Below are 13,219 nucleotides of genomic sequence, written 5' to 3'. Positions count from 1 at the left end.
AACGCGGGTCGGGAATTGCCCCTTGTTTGATTTCCAAGATATGTCTGATAACAGATATCTTGGGCGCGCACTTTAGAGCAGAGGGACATGGCCAAGATCTGGCTGTTGCAGGAAGGAGTGCCTCTCCAGGGCAATGCGCTGGCGGAAAAACCTTTATCCTGGTGCGTGAATGAGTTGGGACTTCGGCGCGGCTACCGGCTGGCGACTCCGAGAGAAACGGTGATAATCGGAAGGACGTCCGCGTCCGACCTGAGCCCCTTCGGCAATCGGCGCTACGTGGTCATCGAGCTTGAAGATTCGGAAACGACCGCGTACGCCGGGGACTCCTGGAGAAACGGATATTATCTGCTCCTGATCTCAATGGAAGGTTTGGTCGACAAATTAAGCAGGGCCAGTGACAAGACAATGGAAACACATTGAACGTCACTGCCAGCTTTTAGGGGCCCGCCTCTCTTTTTGAATAATCCGTGGATTGAGGTGATCATGAAAAAACGCGTGCTGCTCGTGGAGGATCATCCGGATACGATCGATGTGATGAGCTTGGAGCTGGAGGTGCTGGGTTACGATGTCACCGTGGCGACGAATGGATTGGAGGCCGTGGAAATGGCCACGTCCACGCCGCCCGATCTGATTGTCATGGATATTCTCCTGCCCAAGCTGGACGGGCTCAGTGCTTCCGCTAAAATTCGCCGGAATCCTAAGACGCAGGCTATACCGATCTTGGCCGCTACCGCCCTGTGCCGCGATCAGGACAGGGCCAATTGCCTGGCAAGCGGTTGCAACGACCACATCGCCAAGCCTTTTACGCACCGGCAACTGGGCGCGCGCATCGATCGGCTGCTGAAAGATGCTTGAAAGCGGTCCCCGGATAGTCCTTTCGTGAATTTCGCTCTCCGCTCAAGATTTTTCTGCTCCTTGTTTTCCGAGAGGAAATACCTTTATCTGGCACCATGCGCTTGCTCGTGCAGCGGGTGAAAGAGGCGAAAGTCACCGCGGATGGAACTGAGATCGGTAAAATCGCCGCCGGCCTGTGCCTTTTTCTCGGCGTCGCGAAAGGCGACACAGAACGGAACGCCGATTATCTCGCCGGGAAAATCGCCGACCTGAGAATCTTCGAAGACGAGAGCGGAAAGCTGAACCGCTCCCTCGCTCAAGTCGGCGGCGAAGTGCTCGTCGTCTCGGAATTTACGTTGTACGGCGACTGCGCCAAAGGAAGGCGCCCCTCTTTCAGCCGGGCGGCGGCGGCGGAAGAGGCCGAGCGGCTCTACGAGTCCTTCGTCGGGAAGCTCAAGGACCTGGGACTCAAAGTAGCCACGGGAAAATTCCAGGCGAAAATGGAAGTGACTCTCGTTAACGACGGCCCGGTCACATTGATCTTGGACAGCGAATGATGCATGTGGTTTTGTATCACCCCGAGATTCCGCAAAACACCGGAAGCATCGCGCGGCTTTGCGCGGCGACCCAAACGCCGCTTCATCTCGTGGCGCCGCTCGGATTCAAGATCGACGACAAACATTTGAAGCGCGCCGGCCTGGACTACTGGCCTCACGTGGATGTCCGGCTGCACGATTCGTGGGAAGATTTCCTGCGCAAGCATGCAGAGGGCTCGCTGCTTTACTTTTCAAAAAAAGCCGCCCAGTCCTACACGCAGGCGAGGTACCGGGACGGAGATTTTCTCGTCTTCGGCCAGGAGACGCGCGGCCTGCCCCAAGAATTCCTGGACGCACACGCCGATCGGACGTTTCGTATACCCATGATGACGCAAGCGGTCAGGAGCCTCAATCTCTCCAACGCGGTTTCGATCGTGCTCTACGAGGCCTTAAGACAGCTAGAAAAAGTTTGAGCAGGTATTGACCTGCAAGTCAGGTATGATTAACTAAACGCCAAATTTTCAAACGGGGGGATTTTCAATGAGTGTGGGACCGTTGCAACGGAACACATCCGTTGCCTTGTCTTTATTCATGGCTTTGCTTCTATTTTTCGCTCTTTTCGGGCAGCCGATCTTAGCCGCCGAGGCGCAAACTGAGAAGAAAGAAACCGCCGAGCCTTCCAAGGAATCGTTCAACCTGATTCTGCCCTTTAAGGACCTGACCGTCGGGCAAGGGCAAGAGGCAACGATGGATGCGGAGGTGGTCAACCGCTCGCGACAGCCGGTTGAAGTGAGCCTGTCGATCGACACCGTGCCGCAAGGTTGGGACGTCAATTTCAACTCCCGCTATCCGAGTTATCCCGTTCGCACGGTCATGGTGCAGGCAAGCGATCAATCGAATACCAAATCGACCACCCTCGAATTCAAAGCCAAAGTTCCCGACAACACCAAGCCCGGGACCTATCCGGTCAAGGTGACCGCCAAAGATACCAACGGACCGACGCAATACGTCGCCACGGTGAATTTTCGCGTCACCTCGAAGAAAGTCGAGACGGGTGGACTCAAGCTCACGAGCCAATACCCGGTCCTGACGACCCCTTCCGGCCAGACTTTAAAATTCACCGTCGATCTGAAAAATGAGACCAACAAGCCGCTGACCGCCTCTCTTGTCGCGCAGGCGCCGACCGGATGGGCGGTGCGCTTCAAGCCGCAATTCGGCGACACGCAGATCTCTTCGATCCAGCTCAAGGAAAACGGCACCGAAAGCCTGAGCGTCGAGATAGATTCCCCCGCGCGGGCCGACGCGGCCGAGCATCCGGTCACGATCCGGGCGCGCGCGGGCGCTTTCGAGGCATCGACTAATGTTAAAGTCACGCTGCGGGGAGTCACCGACCTGAAGATGGGTACGGCGTCAGGATCGGTCAGTACATCGGTGACGGCGGGACAGAAAACTCCAGTTCCCTTCCTCGTACTCAATAGCGGTACGGCGCCCATCCGCAACCTCAGCTTTATCACGAAAAAGCCCGACAAGTGGACGATCGATTTCAAGCCGGACAAGATTAATGGCCTCGATTCCGGCAAGGTGGAGGAGATCTCGATGGAGATCACGGCTCCCGCGCGTGCCATCGCCGGCGACTACCTCATATCGGTCGTTGCCAATAGCACGGACGTGAACAAGTCCATCGATTTCAGAGTCACCGTCGCGACCGCGACGCTGTGGGGCTGGATCGGCGCGGCGATCGTCGGCGCCGTGGTTTTGGGGCTCGCAATCGTTTTTTGGCGCCTGGGGCGGCGATGACCGCAGTTATCGAAACCACCAATCTTACTAAGCGCTATCGCGACCTGATCGCCGTCAACGCCCTCAGCTTCGGCGTCGAGCAAGGCGAGATTTTCGGATTCCTCGGGCCGAACGGCGCCGGCAAGACGACGACGATCCTGACGCTCCTGGGCCTGACCGAGCCTACCGCCGGGGAGGCTCGGGTTTGCGGATTCGATCCCAAGCGGCAACCTCTCGAAGTCAAAAAGCGCGTCGGCTACCTGCCGGAAAACCCCGGCTTTTACGAGGATCTCAGCGGCCGGGAGAATCTCCTCTACATCGCCCGGCTGAATCGAATTCCGGAGAAAGAAGCGCGCGACAAAATCGACCGGCTGTTGGAACAGGTAGGTTTGTCGAGCGACGGCGACCGCAACGTGAGGGAGTACTCGCGCGGGATGAAGCAGCGCCTCGGCATCGCCGAGGTCCTGGTCAAAGAGCCGCAGGTGCTCATCCTCGACGAGCCCACGCTGGGGCTCGATCCCGACGGCGCGGTTCGCATCCTTGAACTCATTACGGGTCTCAACCGCGAGCGCGGCCTTACGGTCCTGCTTTCTTCGCATCTGCTGCATCAGGTGCAGCAGATGTGCCATCGCGTGGGCATCATCGTCAAAGGAAAAATGATCGTCCAAGGAGAGGTGGACAAGCTCGGCAGCGCGATGTTTGAAGAGCGCCAGTGGAATTTTCTGATCGAGGTCGATGGACGCGCGGACGGAATCGAAAACGAGCTGCGCTCTCTTCCCGGCGTGGCCGCGATCGAGCAGCGGAGCCGCGGCTGGTTCCTGCGCTGCACCCAAGACGTGCGGCGGGAGGTGGTGTCGTTGGTGTTGCGAAAAGGACTCGCTCTCCTGCAGCTCCGGACTGAAGACACGACTCTGGAAGAAATTTACCTTAAGTACTTTCGAGAGACGTAAAACATGAGCGTAGTTTTCTGGAAAGAGATTGCCGACCATTTCAGCAGCCGCCGCTTCATGATTCTCCTGGCCATTATCGTATTGACCGGCGTCTGGGCGATCTACGCTTCCGGGCAGTCGATCCGGCAGGATGCCGAAAACGCTTCGGCCGCGTTTGTTTTTCTTTTGCTCCTGACATCGCAGAGCGGCGGACTTTTGTCGCTCGCTACGTTTCTCGGACTACTCGGTCCGCTGGTGGGCATCATGCTCGGGTTCGACGCCATCAGCGGCGAGTACGCGCGCGGCACGCTCAGCCGGGTGCTCTCGCAGCCGATCTATCGAGACAGTCTGATCAACGGAAAATTCCTCGCCGGACTCGCCACGGTAGCGACCCTTTGGGGTTCCATTTTACTTTTGGTGATAGGGCTGGGCATAGCGCTCGTGGGCTTTCCGCCCAACGCCGAAGAGCTCTGGCGCATGCTGATCTATACCGTCGTGGGAATCGTTTACGTCGGTTTCTGGCTCGTCTTGGCGATGCTTTTCTCGCTGTTGTTCCAGCGGACCGTGACCGCAGCTTTAGGCTCTCTGGCGCTCTGGCTATTCCTTGCAATCTTCGCCCCGCTGATCGCCCAGATTACAGCGAACTTCATCGTTCCCAATCCCTCAACGCCGGAAGAGATGCTGCGTCAGGCCGATCTCGCCGCGATGATCGGCCGCATATCTCCGACCACACTGTACGAAGAATCGGTACATATCGTGCTCAACCCAACGGCGCGGGTATTGGGGGCCGCCCTGGAAGAACAAACTCAGGGAATCCTGCTGACGCCGCTGGCTCTAGGGCAAAGCCTTCTTCTCATTTTGCCGCAGTTCACGACTTTGATCGCGCTTGTCGGCGTCTGCTTCGGCATCTGCTACATCAAGTTTATGCGCACCGAGATTCGGGCCTAACTCTGTCACCCCCTTTGGCGAGATGCTCCACTTGTTAAAAAGCGACACCCCTCTTGAAATGTTTTATGTATTGACTATAAAGGTCAAAATAATCTAATGTAGACACCAGCAGGTCAAATTTGCTCGCAACGAGGAGGGGAAAGTGGCTTATCGTGATTTAAGGACTTATTTGTCCGCTCTAGAAGAGAGAGGCAAGCTCAAAAGGATAAAGAAGGCCGTCGATAAAGATTGGGAGGTTGCCGCGGTTTGCCGCCAGTTATTCTACAAGCTTCCCCCCGAGCGGCGGCCTGCCTTGTTGTTCGAAAACATCAAGGGGTTTGACATGCCCATTGCCGCAGGCGTTCTCGGCGCTTCGCGGCAGATTTACGCGATCGGCCTTGAGACCGATTCGGTCGAAGGGATCAACCGAAAGTGGGACCACGCGTTGGACAAGCCGATCCCGCCGGTGATGGTCAAAAATTCCCAAGCTCCGTGCAAGGAGAACATCTTACGTTGCCATCAAGTCGATCTCCTAAGACTTCCCGTGCCCGTGTGGACGGTGGGAGAAGATCCGGGGCCGTTCCTCACGTCGCCTTACGTAATCACCAAAGACCCGGAGACCGGAGTGCGCAACGTAGGGACGTATCGCATGGAGGTCAAAGGACCGAACAAAACCGGTTTTCTCTTCGGCAAGCGGCAGGACGCGGCCTGGCACTTGAGGAAAAACGACGAACATAACAAGCCTACGCCGGTGGCGGTCGTCATCGGCGCCGACCCGACCATCGGCTACGTTTCGGTATCTAAAATATCAGAAGAGCTCGACGAGTTTGCCGTAGCCGGAGCTCTCAGAGGTGAACCGGTGGAGATGGTCCCGTGCGAAACCGTCCCGCTGGAAGTTCCCGCCACCGCCGAGATCGTGCTGGAAGGAGAAATTCCCGCGAACGTGCGTGAAATGGAGGGACCGTTCGGTGAATATACGGGTTATATGGGCCCCGCGGGCAAACAGCCGGTCTTTAATATCAAATGCATGACGTTCCGGAATAATCCCATTTATCAGGCGTTCATCAGTCAGCGCCCTCCATCGGAGTCGAGCTGCATCCGTGGCGTCGGGCGCGAGTGGCCGCTATTCAAGCATCTGAAATACAATCTCCGCCTGCCGATCAAAGATTTGCGCCTCAAAGAAGCCGGCGGCAGCGGCGCTTATGTCGTAGTGTCGATGAAAAAACAATTCGACGGACAGGTCAGACAGCTCATGTACGGGGTCTGGTCGTTGAGAACGGGCTTCGGCAAAATCACCGTGGTGGTCGACGACGACATCGACGTTTGGGACGATTTTGACGTGGACTGGGCGCTTAGCTGGAGAGTCCGGCCCGGCAAGGACGTCTACATCGAGCGCGACGTGCAAGCCGTCGGCCTCGATCCTTCGCAGGCGCCGAGGACGGTGCCGCAGCACGACCCGATCCGAGACGTGGGCTCGCGGTTGGCGATCGACGCGACCCGGAAACATGATTACCCGGGGATTTCGCTTCCACCCAAGGAACACCTCGATCGGGTCGCGGCCAAGTGGGAAGAGTACGGGATCGGCGACTAGGATTTACGCTTCGCGGACAGCGGCGCGCGCATCTTTTTGGCCGCGGCTAAAATCGATTCGATGATCTTTTTGTAACCCGTGCAGCGGCAGATGTTGCCGTGCATGAAGTGTTTGATCTGTTCCTCCGTGGGGTCCGGATTCTCTTCCAGCATCGCCTTCGCCGCCAGAATCATTCCCGGCGTGCAAAAGCCGCACTGAAATCCACCGTGCTCGATGAACGCTTGCTGAAGCGGATGGAGCTTGCCGTTTTCAGCCAGGCCCTCGATGGTCTGGACCTGCCTTCCCCTCGCCTCGAACGCCGGCAAAGTGCACGCGCTGACCGGTCTGCCGTCCAGGAGCAGGGTGCAGGCGCCGCAGACTTCGACATCGCAGGACCTCTTCGCGCCCGTCAATCCCAACCGGTCTCGTATCACATCCAGCAATAATTCATGCGGCTCTACTTCCAGCTCGTACGCTTTTCCGTTGACGATGAAAGAAACCGGAATCGTCTGAGCGCCGCGCGGTTTGGACATCAAGCTTGCCATCATCCTACCCTTCCACTCGTTGCCGGCACTGCTCGACCGCTTGCCGGAAAGCCCGCTTCAAAAGAACCCCGACGATATGCTCCTTATAATCCTGCGATCCGTGGAGATCGCTGATCGCCTGGCTGGCGCGCGCGGCGGCGGCGCCGGCTTCGGCGATTAGACGAGATGCTTCATCGACGGATTTCCCCTCTAGCAGCGACTCGGCTTCTTGAATCCGCCTCGCCGTAGGTCCCACACAGCCGACGGCGATGCGCGCGTCGCCGACCGATTTCCCGTTTCCATCCAGAGACAAGAATAGAGCCACGCCTACACTGGGACGCTCGAGATAGCCGAATTTCAAGTAAGCGACTCCGGAGCGGGCAGGAAGTCGCGGCACGCGGATTTCGGTGAGGAGTTCGTCGGGTTCGAGGCAGGTTTCATAAGCGTCGACGAAAAATTTCTCGATCAGGATCTCCCGCTGCCCGGTATTCTTCGCCGCGATGACCTTCGCGCCTAAAGCCAACAGAAGAGTCCCCGGGTCGGCATGCGGCTCGGCGAAGCAAAGATTGCCGCCGATGGTTCCGACTTCGCGGACGCGAATGTTGGCCACGTTGGCCTCCATGCCGGCAAAAGCGGGAAGATGCCGCCGCACCACGGGAGAGAATAAAAGTTGTCTATGAGTGGAGAGCGCGCCGATCGAAACAAAACCGTCGGTGAGCTTCACCTCGTCCAGATGGGGGATTTTTTTGACGTTGACAAGGCGCTCGTAGTGGGCGAGCCCCTCTTTCATCACGAGCAGCAGTTCGGTGCCGCCGGCATAGATGCGGGCCGCTTCTCCATGGCGGGCGAGCAGTTGAGACGCTTCCTGGACGGTCTCCGGCTCTTCCAGGCGAAACCGCCGCAACATTCTAGGCGGTTCCTTCCAATTTCTGCTTCACTGCCTGAGCGAATTCATCCATCACCTGATCCGCTCTCCGCTTGATGATGCTGTGGCCCAAAGTCGCCAGCTTGCCGACGATATCCACCGCCGTAATCAAAGACATCGTCGTCTTTTCTCCGTTGCCGGCCAGACGGACTTCAAGATCGACCTTCATGCGGCTCCCGATTTTGCTGTCGTTTCCCGTGGCCTGCGCCTTGATGTACGAAAGCTCCCGGCTTTCGAGCACATCGATCCGCATCGGGAACTCGACCCGAAAAGGGCCGACCCTTTCCGACATGGTCGCGGTGTAGCGCTTCCCCGCTTCCACCGTGGCGGCGTCGCGGCATCCCGGGACACAAGCGATAAAGCGGTCGACGTCCCAGAGAAACTGCCACACTCGCTCTTTCGAGTTTTTAATCTCGATCTCCCGTTGAAATTGCAAGGCGAATCCTCCTCGCCGTTTTAGCTATCAAATACGATTCCAAGTCGCAAGCAGACTTGCGTTACCGAAACTAGGGTTCATAAGCCCGGAGATAGGAAAAAGTTAGACGAGCTGAAGAGGCGGCGTGGCGCTAGTTAGCGCCGACAACGGTGTCCTTGATGTCTTTGAATTCACGGCTTAGATATTCTTTGAGTTTTTTCTTCAACCGGTCTTCGATTTGCCGCACGCGCTCCCGGCTGATGCCGTATCGCTCGCCGATTTCCCTGAGCGTCAGCGGCTCCTCGTTCAAAAGCCGCTCGCGGAATATGACCAATTCTTTATCTTTTAGTCCGCCGGCGAATTCCTCGATCTTCTCGCCGAGAACCTGGCGGTACTCGGCGGCCGCGACGCGCTCTTCCGGCGTCTCCTTATTGTCCGGCAAAAAATGAAGCAAGGTGGCTTCCCCGTCCTCACCCACCGGAACGTCCGTGGATAGGTCGCGGTTGCCGAGCCTTTGTTCCATCTCCACGACTTCGCCTTCTTTCACGTTCAAGCGCTGCGCCAGGAGCTTCGGACCCGGAATAAAGCCTTCGGCCTCGAGCTTTTCCTTTTCCTTTTGCAGATTGAAAAAGAGTTTTCGCTGCGCCTGCGTCGTCCCGATCTTGACCATGCGCCAGTCGTTGATGATGTAGCGAATGATGTACGCCCGGACCCACCACACGGCGTAAGATGGGAAACGGATGCCGCGATAGGGATCGAAATTTTTGACCGCCTCCATGAGTCCGATGTTGCCCTCCTGAATGAGATCCAGAAGATTACGGAAGGCCTTCTGATACTCCCGCGCGATCATCACCACCAGCCGTAAATTCGAGGTGACGAGTTTGTAGGCGGCTTCGATGTTGCCGTACTCTTTGTATTCGACCGCCAGCCGATGCTCTTCCTCACGGCTCAACAACGGATACCGGCGGATCTCCGCCAGATATCTCTGGAGCGGCTCAAAGGGGACAAGATCTTTGGAGGGAGATTTATCTTCGTCCGTGAGATCGATCTTTTTTTGCAGATCGATCTCGTCTGGAAAGGCCTTCTCTTCGCGATCGTCCTTCCGCTTAGCCATCGAAGCTCTCGGCCGCCGCGGATCGCTTTGCAACCACTCCACCGCGGGCCGGAAATGCGCCCTTTGCTGTCAAAAAAATCTACCTTCTTTCCGGCGCCTTTACAAGGAATCCACGAGAAGACTATCGAGGGAATCCGGATCGAGACCGAAGGAAAAGAAAGGAACGTGAAGGGACTTATGCCAGCTTGAGATCTTTCGAAGCCTTCTTTACTTCTCCCGCGGCAATCTCTCGCAAAGCCACAACCACCTCGCGGTTGTTGCTTTCGATCAAGGGCTTGGCGCCTTTAAAAAGCTGCCTAGCCCGCCGAGAGGCCAACATCACCAACTCGAAGCGGCTCTGAACCTTTTCCAAACAATCCTCCACGGTAATACGGGCCATATTCTTTCCTCAGGGTAGAAACACTTCAACAGATTTTCCGTCTCTAGTCAAACAGCCCACGCGTTTCGACGTAGCGCTTGACAAGCCGGGTTCATACTCCTATATGTTCTGCGCACGGAGAAGAACGCGGGCATGATCGAGCTCTTCAGGAAGGTGCGGGAAATATTGCGCAACGGAAAATCCAAGTCTACGGAACCGGCAGATATCCTCATGGAAAGCTATCGGGATCTGTGCAGCCTGGCCGAACAGATTTCACGCCACGCCGATAGGGCGCCCTACCCCCACGTGGCGCAGCTACTGCGCCGCCTGGCCCAAGAAAAACAGTCGAGCGCCGATCTTTTGAGAGACAAGCTGGTCGGCTCGGGAACAAACCTGGAAGACATCGCTTTGGAGATCACGTCCGGAAAAAATCACTGGCAGAGAATGGCGCAAGACTTAAACGATCATAGAGCGCTCGAGACTCGCCTTCTTGAGCGCGCCGCCCTCGTCACCGAGCAGGCGCCGGAGACGGCAGAGCTGCTGCGGCAGATCGCGGCTTCTGAGCGCCCCCACATACAAGCGTTTTTGGATCTAATCGCCCGAGCCGACCCTCAGGCCGAACAAACTTGATCATCAGAGTCGCTGCCCTAAAATCAAAAGAGCACTGCCGTGCTGGCAATCACTCACGTTCGGGGCGTTCTTATGGTACGAGGTTAAACCGAGCGGGCGGTTGGAGGGAGAGGTACCGGGGTCTTACTGTTCGACGTTCTTCGCGCGGACGTGCCCGGAAAACACCATGTCCAGGGCCAGGCTCGCCGCGATGGCGTCCCAGGCCTCTTCGGGCGCCAGGCCGCCGTTCGACTTGTAGGATTGCCACAAAGAAATGATCTCTTCCAGAGTGGGGTAGTCGAAACCTTCCATTCTGTTGGAATTTCCTGTGATTTCGAGTTGGCTCATGCTGCGGAAAATGAAGCAATGGATGTGCCATACACTTAACTACTTGAAATGTCTGCGACGACCCTCGTAAAGGCACGTAATTCAGTAACAGGTTTGGTTAGTAACTGCCGCAATATGGAACAAAATTACCCAGCGAATCGCCAATAAATTGCCGGGAATCTGACGGTGGTGAGTCAGTCGATGACGGCGACTCCGGAAATTTCTACCATGCAGTCTGGATGGTATAGGCTCTTGACCTCGACCAGCGTTATAGCGGGGAAATACTTACCGAAGACTTCCCGGTAGGCGGCGCCGAGCGCTTTCTTGTTGGCGAGATAGGCAGGTAGATCGGTCAAATACATCGTCAGGACGGCGAACTGTGTAGGCGTGCCGCCCGCGCCTTCCACGGCCAGCTTGAGGTTATGCATGACCTGGCGGAATTGCGCGACAAAGTCGCCTTTGCCGACGACCGCCCCGGCGGAATCGAACGGCGCCTGTCCGGCGACAAAGACAATTTTACCGGATGTGACCTTGGCCACATGCGCGTAACCGACTGGCCGCTCCAGACCGGAAGGGTTCAGCAGTTCAAAGGACATTCTTCCCTCCTCGTTTTGCTCGAAAATTGAAAGGCCGGCTCGTCACCGACTCTTAGGTGCCGCCTTCCCCCACGCAGCGATAAAGCTTTTCAATTCTCCGACGACATCTTTCGATGCAGCCACGTAAGGCAAAATAATACGCGTCGCGCCGGCGGCCCCATAGGGTTTGAGCTTTTCACGAATCTCTTCGACGGAGGTCACCGCCGCCATCGGCAAACCTTCAAAGAGACGATCGGTGATCAAAGCTCGCGCGGCGTGGAATCCACCCGATTGCCAGGCGGCGCGCATCGCTTCGATCTCAGAACCGAAACCCATTCGGGTCAAGAGGTCGCGGTAGTAGTCCGCCAGAGCATAGTAGGTCAACGCGTGGCTCAACGCTTCGCGCGCCTCGGATCGATCGTGGGCGACGGAGCAGCGGATCTTGCAAATAATTTCCAAGGCGTCGGGATTTTTTCCGGCTTCAGTGGCCCCGGCCCGGGCCTGATCGGCGATGCGGCGAATCTCCGTCGGATTGGCCATGTTGATCAAGACGCCGTCGGTCAACATGCCGGCAAGGCGCGTCATCTTGGGGCCAAAGGCGGCGAGATAAACCGGAATTTTTCTGCCCGAGGGCTTGAACGCCAACTTAAAGCCGGAGGCGGAATAAAATTCGCCGGAGAAATTCAATTTTTCTCCGCTCATCGCCCGGCGAACGATGTCCAGATATTCTTTGATCCGTCCGAGCGGCCGGTCGGACGGAAGCCCGTGCCACTTGGCGATCGTTGGATTGGACACGCCGATGCCGAGAAGAAACCGCCCTTGCGATAATTCATCGAGTCCGACTGCTTGCAGAGCGAGCGTCGCCGGCGTCCGCCCGAGAATGTGATAGACGGCAGAGCCGACTTTCAGGCGTTTCGTAGCCGCTGCGATCGCCGACAGCATCACCGTCGGATCTTTGTTGTTCGCTTCACCTCCCCACGCGCAGGCGAACCCATTCGCCTCCGCCAACCGGGCGAGCTCCGGAATCGCATCCATCGGCAACTGCGCGCCGGAATTGAACTCGATGTCGATCTGCACGGTCTATGAATAACGTGATGCCGCTAAGCCGCGAAGCCTGATGCTACGGGCAGTTTGAACGGCGAGTTAACAAAATTTTCGCTAGGGTCTGGCCCTTATGGTGACCTTCCCGCCAGGTTCGATTTGGACATTCAACTCGTAACCCTGAAGCAGCGACATGCCAACTAAGGGCGTGGTTTCGGCCTCGTGTACAGGGATGCGACGAGCCTGCCCGTCCCAAAACACGGCTCCCTCGTATATATCAAAAACGTTCTCGCTGCCGTCCGCTAAGATTGCACGGCCACGCTGTCGCCAAACCAGGTTCAGAGAAGCGATGATTGAAGACGGCAAACTGAGCCACCCGTCGAAACCTGTGTCAATGACCGCTTCGATATCTTGCTCTTGCCCGGTAGGACCGCGCACTGTCAGGTGAATAACAGCCTGGCCGTCGCCCGTGACCAGCCCGCTAATCATTCCGGCGGCGACTGCCGGTGAAATCCGAAGCGATGCGCAAAACGCGCTCCGATCCGCCGCAGCCATATCTGGGCGTTCGGGACTCGGGCGAGCAAGCGGTCAGAAGCAGCGAGTTCATCCGCACCTACCTCGTACGCTCCGGTTTCGATGTCGATGGCTACGAATTTGGCCTCGTTTTCACCTTGCAAAGTGGAACGAAGCAGACGTTCATATATCTCATCGCCGCGGCGGGCAAACTCTTCTCTGCTATAACGGGGTTGGGATTTCATC

The 13,219-nt window shown here is 57.1% G+C and carries 19 protein-coding genes; 9 read left to right on the top strand and 10 right to left on the bottom strand.

Annotated features, from left to right (window positions below; all coding sequences use genetic code 11):
- The first annotated feature begins 87 nt into the window (after window positions 1-87).
- From VGL70_07950 to VGL70_07915, 8 genes are all read left to right on the top strand, one after another.
- Window positions 88-420, top strand: a complete 333-nt coding sequence (locus VGL70_07950; GenBank protein HEY3303451.1) for a hypothetical protein — start codon at window positions 88-90, stop codon at window positions 418-420.
- Window positions 421-483: 63 nt separating this feature from the next.
- Window positions 484-855 carry a response regulator gene (locus VGL70_07945; GenBank protein HEY3303450.1) on the top strand — a complete coding sequence of 124 codons (372 nt, stop codon included), beginning with the start codon at window positions 484-486 and terminating at the stop codon, window positions 853-855.
- 95 nt (window positions 856-950) lie between these two features.
- Window positions 951-1,391 (top strand): D-aminoacyl-tRNA deacylase, encoded by a 441-nt coding sequence (dtd, locus tag VGL70_07940; protein ID HEY3303449.1) that lies wholly within the window; start codon window positions 951-953, stop codon window positions 1,389-1,391.
- Complete coding sequence (gene trmL, locus VGL70_07935; GenBank protein HEY3303448.1) at window positions 1,391-1,843, top strand: tRNA (uridine(34)/cytosine(34)/5-carboxymethylaminomethyluridine(34)-2'-O)-methyltransferase TrmL; 453 nt, start codon at window positions 1,391-1,393, stop codon at window positions 1,841-1,843. The genes dtd and trmL overlap by 1 nt, the downstream gene beginning before the upstream one ends.
- A 118-nt stretch (window positions 1,844-1,961) precedes the next feature.
- Entirely contained in the window at window positions 1,962-3,167 is a 1,206-nt protein-coding gene (locus tag VGL70_07930; GenBank protein ID HEY3303447.1) for an NEW3 domain-containing protein, read from the top strand.
- Complete coding sequence (locus VGL70_07925) at window positions 3,164-4,096, top strand: ABC transporter ATP-binding protein (protein ID HEY3303446.1); 933 nt, start codon at window positions 3,164-3,166, stop codon at window positions 4,094-4,096. The genes VGL70_07930 and VGL70_07925 overlap by 4 nt, the downstream gene beginning before the upstream one ends.
- A gap of 3 nt (window positions 4,097-4,099) precedes the next feature.
- Entirely contained in the window at window positions 4,100-5,023 is a 924-nt protein-coding gene (locus tag VGL70_07920; protein HEY3303445.1) for an ABC transporter permease subunit, read from the top strand.
- A 142-nt stretch (window positions 5,024-5,165) separates the two neighbouring features.
- A complete protein-coding gene (locus VGL70_07915; protein ID HEY3303444.1) occupies window positions 5,166-6,593 on the top strand; it encodes a UbiD family decarboxylase in 1,428 nt (475 codons plus the stop codon).
- Here the strand turns inward: VGL70_07915 and VGL70_07910 are convergent.
- The 5 genes from VGL70_07910 to rpoZ form a co-directional block, all read right to left on the bottom strand.
- Window positions 6,590-7,120, bottom strand: a complete 531-nt coding sequence (locus VGL70_07910; protein HEY3303443.1) for a (2Fe-2S)-binding protein — start codon at window positions 7,118-7,120, stop codon at window positions 6,590-6,592. The genes VGL70_07915 and VGL70_07910 overlap by 4 nt on opposite strands.
- Window position 7,121: 1 nt before the next feature.
- Entirely contained in the window at window positions 7,122-8,003 is an 882-nt protein-coding gene (locus VGL70_07905; GenBank protein ID HEY3303442.1) for a xanthine dehydrogenase family protein subunit M, read from the bottom strand.
- A 1-nt stretch (window position 8,004) separates the two neighbouring features.
- Window positions 8,005-8,457 (bottom strand): SRPBCC domain-containing protein, encoded by a 453-nt coding sequence (locus VGL70_07900; GenBank protein HEY3303441.1) that lies wholly within the window; start codon window positions 8,455-8,457, stop codon window positions 8,005-8,007.
- 130 nt (window positions 8,458-8,587) lie between these two features.
- Window positions 8,588-9,550 (bottom strand): RNA polymerase factor sigma-32, encoded by a 963-nt coding sequence (locus tag VGL70_07895; GenBank protein ID HEY3303440.1) that lies wholly within the window; start codon window positions 9,548-9,550, stop codon window positions 8,588-8,590.
- A gap of 175 nt (window positions 9,551-9,725) precedes the next feature.
- Window positions 9,726-9,929, bottom strand: a complete 204-nt coding sequence (rpoZ, locus tag VGL70_07890) for a DNA-directed RNA polymerase subunit omega (GenBank protein HEY3303439.1) — start codon at window positions 9,927-9,929, stop codon at window positions 9,726-9,728.
- 132 nt (window positions 9,930-10,061) lie between these two features.
- On the opposite strand from rpoZ, the gene VGL70_07885 reads away from it, so the two are divergent.
- Complete coding sequence (locus VGL70_07885; GenBank protein HEY3303438.1) at window positions 10,062-10,538, top strand: hypothetical protein; 477 nt, start codon at window positions 10,062-10,064, stop codon at window positions 10,536-10,538.
- A 123-nt stretch (window positions 10,539-10,661) separates the two neighbouring features.
- On the opposite strand, the gene VGL70_07880 is transcribed toward VGL70_07885, so the two are convergent.
- The 5 genes from VGL70_07880 to VGL70_07860 form a co-directional block, all read right to left on the bottom strand.
- Complete coding sequence (locus VGL70_07880) at window positions 10,662-10,829, bottom strand: hypothetical protein (protein HEY3303437.1); 168 nt, start codon at window positions 10,827-10,829, stop codon at window positions 10,662-10,664.
- A gap of 209 nt (window positions 10,830-11,038) precedes the next feature.
- Window positions 11,039-11,440 carry a RidA family protein gene (locus VGL70_07875; GenBank protein HEY3303436.1) on the bottom strand — a complete coding sequence of 134 codons (402 nt, stop codon included), beginning with the start codon at window positions 11,438-11,440 and terminating at the stop codon, window positions 11,039-11,041.
- 42 nt (window positions 11,441-11,482) lie between these two features.
- Complete coding sequence (locus tag VGL70_07870) at window positions 11,483-12,496, bottom strand: LLM class flavin-dependent oxidoreductase (GenBank protein ID HEY3303435.1); 1,014 nt, start codon at window positions 12,494-12,496, stop codon at window positions 11,483-11,485.
- An 81-nt stretch (window positions 12,497-12,577) separates the two neighbouring features.
- On the bottom strand, window positions 12,578-12,949 hold the full coding sequence (locus tag VGL70_07865; protein ID HEY3303434.1) for a clan AA aspartic protease: 372 nt from the start codon (window positions 12,947-12,949) through the stop codon (window positions 12,578-12,580).
- A complete protein-coding gene (locus VGL70_07860; GenBank protein ID HEY3303433.1) occupies window positions 12,946-13,218 on the bottom strand; it encodes a hypothetical protein in 273 nt (90 codons plus the stop codon). The genes VGL70_07865 and VGL70_07860 overlap by 4 nt, the downstream gene beginning before the upstream one ends.
- Between the last annotated feature and the right edge of the window lies 1 nt (window position 13,219).

Source organism: Candidatus Binatia bacterium (genome assembly GCA_036504975.1).
Lineage (GTDB): Bacteria > Desulfobacterota > Binatia > UBA9968 > UBA9968 > JAJPJQ01.
This window is presented reverse-complemented; position numbering and strand designations above follow the sequence as displayed.

What these genes read in the sequence shown, in the direction of transcription:
- VGL70_07885 (HEY3303438.1), top strand. Translation starts at nt 10,062, where the DNA reads ATGATCGAGCTCTTCAGGAAGGTGCGGGAAATATTGCGCAACGGAAAA.
- VGL70_07920 (HEY3303445.1), top strand. Translation starts at nt 4,100, where the DNA reads ATGAGCGTAGTTTTCTGGAAAGAGATTGCCGACCATTTCAGCAGCCGC.
- VGL70_07875 (HEY3303436.1), bottom strand. Translation starts at nt 11,440, where the DNA reads ATGTCCTTTGAACTGCTGAACCCTTCCGGTCTGGAGCGGCCAGTCGGT.
- rpoZ (HEY3303439.1), bottom strand. Translation starts at nt 9,929, where the DNA reads ATGGCCCGTATTACCGTGGAGGATTGTTTGGAAAAGGTTCAGAGCCGC.
- VGL70_07865 (HEY3303434.1), bottom strand. Translation starts at nt 12,949, where the DNA reads ATGATTAGCGGGCTGGTCACGGGCGACGGCCAGGCTGTTATTCACCTG.
- VGL70_07950 (HEY3303451.1), top strand. Translation starts at nt 88, where the DNA reads ATGGCCAAGATCTGGCTGTTGCAGGAAGGAGTGCCTCTCCAGGGCAAT.
- VGL70_07945 (HEY3303450.1), top strand. Translation starts at nt 484, where the DNA reads ATGAAAAAACGCGTGCTGCTCGTGGAGGATCATCCGGATACGATCGAT.
- VGL70_07905 (HEY3303442.1), bottom strand. Translation starts at nt 8,003, where the DNA reads ATGTTGCGGCGGTTTCGCCTGGAAGAGCCGGAGACCGTCCAGGAAGCG.
- trmL (HEY3303448.1), top strand. Translation starts at nt 1,391, where the DNA reads ATGCATGTGGTTTTGTATCACCCCGAGATTCCGCAAAACACCGGAAGC.
- VGL70_07925 (HEY3303446.1), top strand. Translation starts at nt 3,164, where the DNA reads ATGACCGCAGTTATCGAAACCACCAATCTTACTAAGCGCTATCGCGAC.
- VGL70_07930 (HEY3303447.1), top strand. Translation starts at nt 1,962, where the DNA reads ATGGCTTTGCTTCTATTTTTCGCTCTTTTCGGGCAGCCGATCTTAGCC.
- VGL70_07895 (HEY3303440.1), bottom strand. Translation starts at nt 9,550, where the DNA reads ATGGCTAAGCGGAAGGACGATCGCGAAGAGAAGGCCTTTCCAGACGAG.
- VGL70_07880 (HEY3303437.1), bottom strand. Translation starts at nt 10,829, where the DNA reads ATGGAAGGTTTCGACTACCCCACTCTGGAAGAGATCATTTCTTTGTGG.
- VGL70_07860 (HEY3303433.1), bottom strand. Translation starts at nt 13,218, where the DNA reads ATGAAATCCCAACCCCGTTATAGCAGAGAAGAGTTTGCCCGCCGCGGC.
- VGL70_07910 (HEY3303443.1), bottom strand. Translation starts at nt 7,120, where the DNA reads ATGATGGCAAGCTTGATGTCCAAACCGCGCGGCGCTCAGACGATTCCG.
- dtd (HEY3303449.1), top strand. Translation starts at nt 951, where the DNA reads ATGCGCTTGCTCGTGCAGCGGGTGAAAGAGGCGAAAGTCACCGCGGAT.